Annotated in this window: 7 protein-coding genes and 1 riboswitch; of the genes, 4 read left to right on the top strand and 3 right to left on the bottom strand. The window is 58.6% G+C overall.

All coding sequences use genetic code 11. From position 1 onward, the window contains the following. Nucleotides 1-338 precede the first annotated feature (338 nt). The 4 genes from G5137_RS17370 (at nt 339) to G5137_RS17355 (ending at nt 5,435) form a co-directional block, all read left to right on the top strand. Complete coding sequence (locus G5137_RS17370) at nt 339-791, top strand: pullulanase (RefSeq protein ID WP_421206046.1); 453 nt, start codon at nt 339-341, stop codon at nt 789-791. A 211-nt stretch (nt 792-1,002) separates the two neighbouring features. Further along, nucleotides 1,003-3,150, top strand: coding sequence for an adenosylcobalamin-dependent ribonucleoside-diphosphate reductase (locus tag G5137_RS17365; protein ID WP_421255719.1), 2,148 nt, complete (start codon nt 1,003-1,005; stop codon nt 3,148-3,150). Between the two features lie 10 nt (nt 3,151-3,160). After that, a complete protein-coding gene (locus tag G5137_RS17360) occupies nt 3,161-3,844 on the top strand; it encodes an NrdJb (RefSeq protein ID WP_421255718.1) in 684 nt (227 codons plus the stop codon). A gap of 220 nt (nt 3,845-4,064) precedes the next feature. Beyond that, nucleotides 4,065-5,435, top strand: coding sequence for a PhoH family protein (locus G5137_RS17355; RefSeq protein ID WP_421255717.1), 1,371 nt, complete (start codon nt 4,065-4,067; stop codon nt 5,433-5,435). Between the two features lie 82 nt (nt 5,436-5,517). Here the strand turns inward: G5137_RS17355 and thiQ are convergent, their stop codons facing one another. The 3 genes from thiQ to thiB form a co-directional block, all read right to left on the bottom strand. Beyond that, entirely contained in the window at nt 5,518-6,213 is a 696-nt protein-coding gene (gene thiQ, locus G5137_RS17350) for a thiamine ABC transporter ATP-binding protein (RefSeq protein WP_421255716.1), read from the bottom strand. Nucleotides 6,214-6,294: 81 nt separating this feature from the next. After that, the gene (gene thiP, locus G5137_RS17345) at nt 6,295-7,950 is read right to left on the bottom strand and encodes a thiamine/thiamine pyrophosphate ABC transporter permease (protein WP_421255715.1); all 1,656 of its coding nucleotides are present in this window, start codon (nt 7,948-7,950) and stop codon (nt 6,295-6,297) included. Then, nucleotides 7,914-8,894, bottom strand: a complete 981-nt coding sequence (gene thiB, locus G5137_RS17340) for a thiamine ABC transporter substrate binding subunit (protein ID WP_421255714.1) — start codon at nt 8,892-8,894, stop codon at nt 7,914-7,916. The genes thiP and thiB overlap by 37 nt, the downstream gene beginning before the upstream one ends. 60 nt (nt 8,895-8,954) lie before the next feature. Further along, nucleotides 8,955-9,045, bottom strand: a riboswitch (TPP riboswitch). Between the last annotated feature and the right edge of the window lie 62 nt (nt 9,046-9,107).

Genomic DNA, 9,107 nt, shown 5'->3' with positions numbered 1-9,107 from the left:
GTAGCGCCGATGGTAGTGTGGCATTCGCCATGCGAGAGTAGGACACTGCCAGGCACCCAATACAAGAAACCCCGCTCTATGAGCGGGGTTTTTTATTACCTGCTATTCAGCAAGTCGCCAGCTTATTAAGCTTTTCCCTTCTTGTCATTCATTGAATCCCCCTGCGAAACCCCAAAGGGATCTCCTTTCGTGTTCAATATTTGCTCGCTGGTTCAATGGGTTGGATATAAAAAACACAGAATGTGATGCCTCTACCTTTCTTGTGATGCCTCCTCTGGTTTAATTCTTCAGTCCATATTGATGGACCAAGGAATCACAATAATTTAAGGAATAGACTCATGTTCAAGAGAACAGTAACGATGATGCTGGCGGCGGGAACCCTGGTATTAGGCGGTTGCGCATCCAATGGTGGTGCAGAGCAGGCTGGGGCAGACAACAGCGACTTCGGTGGCAAGTCCATCTACCTGCGCGGGGAAATGAACGACTGGATGGCGACTGATGAAAGCAAGGTAGTCAAGGTGGCCGACAAGCTCTATATGGCCAAAGGCACCCTCAAGAAAGAGTGGGCCCCCTACAAGTTCAAGTTTGCTGATTCAGGCTGGAGCTGCGGTACCAACTTTGGCTACAAGAGCCCGAGTGATGGTGTTGCCGTGTTGGGTGGTGAGGGTGTGCCGGTCAATCCCTGCTCCAAGTATGAGGACATGAAGTTCTCACCGGATGCCGATGGCGTCTACGAGTTCTATCTGAATATGGCGGGTGAAACACCGATCGTTTACGTCAAGAAGCCCTGATCTATCTCTGAGTGTTAAATCTCTCAGCAAATTAATCAGTTAAGTGCCCTGGCCAAGAAATCTGCTGGCCGGGGCATTTTTTTAGGTTAGAATCGGCGCCCTCATGGCATCAGGTGTACTATATGTTGTGTCATTAATTTTAGATGGCACCATTAGTTGTGTTTTCTGCTGTTGTCATGATGTTGATGCATTCACATAAGGTTGATTGAAAATGGCTAAATCGAACCCGGTGCTGGAGAGTGAGCTTGGCTCCCGCCTTATCCCCATGCAGGAAACGTCCCTCGAGATCTGGGATAGCAAGTATCGCCTCAAGAGCAAGGATGGTACTCCCATCGACAGCTCTATCGATGAGACTTACCAGCGGGTAGCCCGTGCGTTGGCAGAACAGGAGCTGGAGCCTGAGGCCTGGTATGAGCCGTTCCTGTGGGCGCTGCGCAATGGGGCCATTCCGGCGGGCCGCATCACCTCTAATGCGGGGGCGTTTGAGCACAAGCCTGCCACTTCAACCATTAACTGTACTGTTTCCGGCACCATCGAAGATTCGATGGACGATATCCTCGGCAAGGTGCACGAGGCCGGTCTGACCCTGAAAGCCGGGTGCGGTATCGGCTATGACTTCTCGACCTTGCGCCCGCGCGGTGCCTTTGTCTCCGGTGCCGGTGCCTACACTTCCGGCCCGCTCTCCTTTATGGATATCTATGACAAGATGTGTTTCACCGTCTCGTCAGCCGGTGGCCGTCGCGGCGCCCAGATGGGCACCATGGATATCCGCCATCCCGATGTGATCGAGTTTATTCAGGCCAAGCGTGAAGATGGCCGCCTGCGTCAGTTCAACCTCTCCCTGCTCATCACCGAAGATTTCGTCAAGGCGGTGAAAGAGGATGCACCCTGGTCGCTGATCTTCCCCTACACCGCCAAAGAGGTGGAGCAGGATGGCATTGCGCTGGACGATCCCGCTCAGGTGCTATGGGCCGACTGGCCCAACAAGGAAGGGGTTGTATTCAACGAGTTGGGGCAGGTCGCCTGCAAGGTCTACAAGACCATGCCAGCCCGCAAGCTGTGGAATGTCATCATGACCTCCACCTATGACTATGCAGAGCCCGGCTTCATCCTGATCGACAAGGTCAACCAGATGAACAACAACTGGTTCTGTGAAGAGATCCGCGCGACCAACCCCTGTGGCGAGCAGCCGTTGCCACCCTACGGTGCCTGTCTGCTGGGTTCGGTCAATCTGACCAAGTTTGTGCGCGACCCTTTTACTGAAAACGCTGCGTTCGATTGGCAGGCGTTTCGCAAGGTGGTAGCCATCTTTACCCGCATGCTCGACAATGTGGTAGAGATCAACCAACTGCCACTGGCCAAACAGCGCGAGGAGATCACAGCCAAGCGCCGGCATGGCATGGGTTTCCTGGGTCTTGGTTCGACCCTCACCATGCTGCAGATCAAGTACGGCTCTGCGGCATCCGTAGCCTTTACCGAGCAGGTATCCCAGGAGCTGGCGATGGCCGGCTGGCAGGAGTCCCTGCGTCTTGCCAGGGAGAAGGGCCCAGCCCCCATCATGGAGCAGGAGTTCGAAGTGACCGGCAAGATGCTGCGTCTGCGCCCGGAAATGGCGGCTGATGGCATCAAGGTAGGCGACAAGGTGAAGGGCAAGGTTCTGCACGCACGCTATAGCCGCTACATGCAACAGGTTGCCGAAGTGGATCCTGCGCTGGTCGCCGAGCTGGCCGAAGTGGGTGGGCGTTTCACTCACCACAGCAGTATTGCGCCCACCGGCACCATCTCGCTGTCACTGGCCAACAACGCCAGCAACGGCATCGAGCCGAGCTTTGCTCACCACTACAGCCGCAACGTCATCAAGCCGGGCAAGAAGAGCAAGGAGAGCGTGGATGTCTACTCCTTCGAGCTGCTGGCCTATCGCGAGCTGGTGAATCCGGCCGCCATGCCCTATGCCGATGATGAAGCGAGCCGTCTGCCGGACTATTTCATTACTGCCGATGACATCAGCCCGGCGCAGCATGTGGACATTCAGGCGGCGGCCCAGCGCTGGATTGACTCCTCCATCTCCAAGACCGCCAATGTGCCGACCGATTTCCCGTTCGAGCAGTTCAAGGACATCTACATGTATGCCTCGGACTCTGGTCTCAAGGGCTGCACCACCTTCCGCTTCAACCCGGAGGCCTTCCAGGGCGTGCTGGTGAAGGAGAAGGATCTGGAGAACACCCTGTACGATTTCACCCTGGAGGATGGCTCCGTCATCTCCGTCAAGGGGAACGAAGAGATCGAATACGATGGTGAGCTGCACACTGCCGCCAACCTCTACGACGCCTTGAAAGAAGGCTATTACGGTAAATTCTGAGAACGACATTATGGTCAAAAAGATCGACAAAAAAATCGTCGCCTACAAGGTGCGTACCAAGGATGAGCCGCAAGAAGATCTCTCTGCGCAGGATGACGTGGTGCACATGCACGAAACCGTGCTGCGCCCGGAGCGGCTGATGGGCACCACCTACAAACTGAAGACGCCGGAGCATGTCTCCGAGCACTCGCTGTTCATCACCATCAACGACATTATTCTCAACGAGGGCACGGTTCACGAAACTCGCCGTCCGTTCGAGATTTTCATCAACTCCAAGAGTCTGGAGCACTACCAGTGGATCGTGGCGCTGACCCGCATCATCTCGGCGGTATTCCGCAAGGGGGGGGATGTCACCTTCCTGGTCGAGGAGCTGCGTTCCGTATTCGATCCCAAGGGCGGCTACTGGAACAAGGGCAAGTATGTGCCGTCGCTGATCGCCGAAATTGGCAACGTGATCGAGAGCCATCTCACCGAGATCGGCATGCTCAAGGCGCCGGGGTTGGATGAGCATCAGCAGGCGTTTCTGGCCGAGAAACAGGCCGAGTTTAAAGCCGCTCAGGAGGCCGAAGAGCAGCAGGCTGGCAGTGGTTTCCCGGCCAATGCCGCGCTCTGCTACAAGTGCCACACCAAGGCGCTGGTGCTGAAGGATGGCTGCATGACCTGCCTCAACTGTGGCGACTCCAAGTGCGGCTGACAGACATGCCCAAGTAGTTGAACGATAGAAAAAAGACCGGCCACAGTGCCGGTCTTTGGATTGCTGTTTTTATGCGCAATCAAATCAGGCGGCCAAGTGATTTGTTGCGCGATAGTAAAATCGGGCGTAGCGTTGAGGGTAATAAAACTGTCACGGCCGTGTGGTTTCAATGACATCTGAGATTCACACACGTGGCCCTTCAGTGCCAAGGAGGATGCTTATGGACAATACGGACCGAAAGCTGTTTATCCTGGATACCAACGTTCTGCTTCACGAACCCCTCGCTATCTACTCCTTCAAAGAGCACGACGTGCTCATCCCCATGACGGTGCTGGAAGAGCTCGATAACATCAAGGATCGCAACAAGGATGTCAGCCGCGACGCGCGGGTCGCCATCCGTGCGCTGGAAGATGTGTTCCGCGATGCAACCCCGGATCAGATCACTCAGGGCGTTCCGCTGGCTGGCGAAGCGAGCGGCAATATCAGCATCTTCAGCGATCACCATCTGCCGCAGGATGCCGAGGTCTTTACCGACAAGGAGGCCGACAACCGCATCATCAACGCGGCCCTCTATCTGCAAAAGCACGAGTTGAAGCGTCAGGTGGTGCTGGTCACCAAAGACATCAATATGCGCCTCAAGGCTAAAGGGGCAGGGCTTGCTCACGTTGAAGATTACCGCAGTGACCAGCTGATCGATGATATCCGCCTGCTGGCCAAGGGCTTTCAGGTGGTGCCCGGCAGCTTCTGGGAGCGGGTTGGCGAGTGCGAGAGCGAGACCCATGGCCGCGATACCATCCATGTGATCGATGCCAATCTGCTGGAAGGGGTTCACGTAAACCAGTATCTGGTGGATGAAGAGAATTTCTTCGCAGCCCGGGTGCTCAGCAACGATGGCAGCAAGATCCGCATCAAGGATCTGGGCCGTGAGCGACTGATGTCCCGCAAGGCGTGGGGTGTCCATCCCAAGAATGTCTATCAGGGGATGGCGCTGGATGCACTGCTCGATCCGCACATCGATCTGGTGATCCTGACCGGCCCGGCCGGTTGCGGTAAAACCTTGCTGGCAATGGCGGCGGCCTTGGAGCTGGTGATTGAGAAGGGCATTTACGAGAAGGTGATCGTCACCCGGAATACCCCGGAAATTGCCGAAAGCATCGGCTTCCTGCCCGGCACCGAGGAGGAGAAGATGATGCCCTGGCTGGCGGCGGTGACTGACACCCTGGAGGTGCTGCACAAGCAGGACGAGAACATGAGCGGCTCGCTCAGCTACATCATGGAGAAGGCCAACATCCAGTTCAAATCGGTCAACTTTATGCGCGGGCGCAGCATCCAGAACACCTTCGTGCTGCTGGATGAGTGCCAGAACCTGACCGCATCCCAGATCAAGACCATCATCACCCGCTGCGGCGAGGGCACCAAGATCGTCTGCTCCGGTAACCTGGCCCAGATCGACTCCAACTACCTGAGCCCGGTGACCTCGGGTCTCACCTACATCGTCGAGCGTTTCAAGGATTTCGACGGCAGTGCCAACATCTTCCTCAATGGCGTGGTGCGCAGCCGACTGGCTTCGTTCGCCGAGGAAAATCTCTGATTTAGCTGACTATCTTCATATGAAAAAGGGAAGCCACTTGGCTTCCCTTTTTTGATCCCGTCACCAGTTCAGTGTCCTTGGGTCACTGTCCAAGGTAGCGCAGCAGCCCCGGGTGGTTGCTGTGTTGCAGAATATCCGGCTTTCCCTGCAGGGCGATGCGCCCCTCGTCCACAAAGAGCACCTGATCGGCGATAAGCTGGGCATCCTCAGGATTGTGGGAGACCATCAGTACGGTAATGCCTTGCTCGCAGGCTAGCCTCGCCACTTCCGCCAGCATCTCCCGGCGCAGGGCCGGATCGAGGGCAGAGAAGGGCTCATCCAGCAGCAGCAGCGGTTTGCCGCGCACCAGCGCGCGAGCCAGCCCGACCCGCTGCTGCTGGCCGCCGGAGAGCTGTTCAGGCTGGCGGTCTAACATCTCACCAAGGCCAACCCGCCCGGCTGCATCGATCACCTGTGCCCGTTGGGCGGCACTCAGGCGCAGGCCCGGGTGCAAGCCGATGGCGATATTGTCGAACACCGACAGATGGAGGAACAGGTTGTGATCCTGAAACAGGGTGGTGATCGGTCGCTCGGCGGGGCCCAGTGGCAGCAGGTCTTCACCATCGAAACTGAGGCGGCCTGATTCCACCGGCACGAAGCCGGCGATCATCCCGAGCAGGGTCGACTTGCCCGCGCCGCTTGGGCCAATCAGCGCGGTGATCTCCCCCTTGGGCAGGGTCGCGCTGAAGCTGACGCGCCAGTCGGGGTAGCTGGTCGCAAGCGTATCAATGTTCAGCATGTTTTCCTCCTCAAAGGGTCCGTTCCACCAGCCGGAACAGCCGCAGAAACGCTGGCACAGGGGCGCAAGGCGTTTAGTATCTCAATGTTGCTCGCCATTTTTTCCTCCAAGTCCCCGCTCCACCAGCCAGAACAGGGAGAAACAGAGTGTCAGCAACAGCAGAGCGGTGGCGGCTGCCTCGGTCAATCGATAGCTGCCAAGCTGTTGATAGAGCAGCCAGGGCAGGGTGGTGAGCTCCTGACTGCCAAACATGGCGATGGCGCCGAGATCCCCCAGCGAGAGGATCATCGACAGCGCCATCGCCAGTGCCAGCGGGCGGCGCAGCAGCGGCCACTCCACCAGTCGCAGGCGATGCAGGCCGCGTACCCCCAGACTATCCGCCAGCCGGTCGTATTGGCGCACCACCAGCTGCATGGGGGCGGAGAGGGTGCGCAGCACGTAGGGTAGCGCCATCAGGGCGTTGACCAGCACCACCAGCCAGGGGCCGAGGGCGAACACATCGGCGAACGGCATAAACAGGATGAAGAGACCGGTGGAGAGCACCACCGCCGGGATCATCAGGATCATCGAGCCGCTGGCCTCCCACAGGGCCGCAGCCCGCCGCTGGCGGGTGCGCACCTTGAGGTGACGGCTGGTGAGCAGCAGGCCGCTGCCGAGCAGGGTCGCCAGGGTGCCTGCCGCCAGCGCAATCAGCAGCGACTGGCCGCTCGCCTGCCACAGTTTGCTGGAGGTGAGAGCCGTCAGCAGGCCGGGGTGAAGGCCGGCGACGACGATGGCCAGCAGTGGTGGCAGAAAGATGGCGAGCCCGATACCGAGCGAGAGCAGGTCCACCACGGCCGTGCCCGGCTGATGACGGTCCGGTCGCAGGCAGGGACGACGGGGGGTCACCCGACTGGCCGGGGTGCTCTGCAGCTTGTGTTGCAGGGCGAGCAGGGCGGCGGTCAGGATCAGCTGCACCAGCGCCAATCCGCCCGCGGTGGCGAGATCGAAGTCAAAGCGCAGCGCCTGATAGACGGCCACCTCCAGGGTGGTGGATTTCGGCCCGCCCCCCAGTGCCAGCACGGTAGTGAAGCTGGTGAAGCAGAGCATAAAGATGAGGCTGGCCAGCCCGGGCAATATGCCGCGAATAAGCGGCCACTCCAGCAGCCGGAAGATGTGGGATGAGCGCATGCCGAGCTGGCTGGCGAGGCGCCAGCTCGATTCGGGGATGCTCTCTATACTCTGCAGCATCAGGCGGGCCGCCAGCGGCATGTTGAAGAAGACGTGGGCCAGCAGGATGCCGAACAGGCCGTAGAGGTAGTTGCCGGGATCCAGCCCCAGTGACCGTAGCAGTTGCGGTAGCCACCCCTGTTTGCCGTGTACCGCCACGATACCGAAGATGGCGATGATGACCGGTAGTACCAGCGAGAGGCCAAACAACTTGATCAGCAGGGTTCGGCCAATGAAGCGCCGCCGTGCCAGCGCGCGAGCCATCGGAATGGCGAGCCCCAGGCTCAGCAGGGTGGAGAGCAGTGCCTGCCCCAGACTGAAGCCCAGCACATGGCGCAGATAGGGGTCTGCCAGCAAAGTGCGCGGGGCCAGCGAACCGGCCTGCCACAACAGTGCCACCAGCGGCCCGAGGGATAACAGCAGGATCAACAGGGTGGCTGCACTGCCCGGCAACCACCAGAGGGGACGAGCCTGTGGTTTCAGATGAAGGCTCACTGGGTGACGGCTTGCAGCCACTCGCGGATCCATCCTTTGCGATTGGCTGCCACCTCATCGCTGCTGAAGGCGAGCGGCTTGGCTACGGTGATCATCTGCTCGAAGCCCTTGGGTAGCGGCGTGTCGATCACCGGATACATCCAGTTGCCGGTCGGGATTTCCTGCTGGAAGGCGGGGCTCACCATAAATTGCAGGAACTGGTCAGCCAGCTTCTCCTGTTTGGCGCTCTTCAGCTTGGCAGCCACTTCTACCTGACGGTAGTGACCCTCCTCAAACGCCGCAGCCTGATACTGGGGCTTGTTCTCGGCTATCAGGTGATAGGCCGGAGAGGTGGTGTAGGAGAGCACCATGTCCGCTTCGCCATCGAGGAACATGCCATAAGCCTCGGACCACCCCTTGGTGACGGTGACCGTCTTCCTGGCCAGCTTGGCCCAGGCTTCAGGAGCCTTGTCACCGTAGACAGACTTCATCCACAGCATCAACCCCTGCCCCGGGGTAGAGGTGCGGGGATCCTGATAGATCACCTTGAGATCGGGACGCTCCACCAGCTCTTTCAGGCTTTTTGGCGGCTGCTTGAGTTTGTCTTTGTCATAAACAAAGGCAAAGTAGCCGTAGTCGTAGGGGACGAAGGTGTCATCCTGCCAGCCCCCCGGCACCTTGATGCCATCCAGCTTGGCGGGGTGGGGGGCGAACAGGCCGCTCTGCTTGGCTTCGCTGATGAGGGCATCGTCGAGCCCCAGCACCAGATCGGCCTTGCTGTGGTTGCCCTCCAGTCGCAGCCGATTGAGGATGGCGACCCCATCTTCGAGGGGAACCAGATTGAGGGTGCAGTCGCACGCTTTCTCGAAGGCCTGTTTGATCTTGGGCCCCGGACCCCACTCGGCAGTGAAGGAGCTGTAGGTGTAGACGGTGAGAGCATCGGCGGCGAACACATTGGCCGACAGCAGGCCGGTGGTGACCAGCAGCAGGGTCTTCATGGGTGGCATTCCCTATTACTTGTTAATAACGAGGTGCCAGCGGGTGAGGGCGCAAAAAATGAGCGCCATGCCTCAAATTCCTCCGCCAGCATTATCTGGATCAGGTACACGGGTATAATCTCAGCGGTAAACCGCACCCCGTTTGAGAAACGAACCGCATTGTATTAACGTTCTTTTGGGTAGACCAGCACAATTGTGCAATACCCATGAGAT

It is taken from the genome of Aeromonas sp. 600282, from assembly GCF_049175755.1.
GTDB classification, from domain to species: Bacteria; Pseudomonadota; Gammaproteobacteria; order Enterobacterales; family Aeromonadaceae; genus Aeromonas; species Aeromonas veronii_A.
This window is presented reverse-complemented; position numbering and strand designations above follow the sequence as displayed.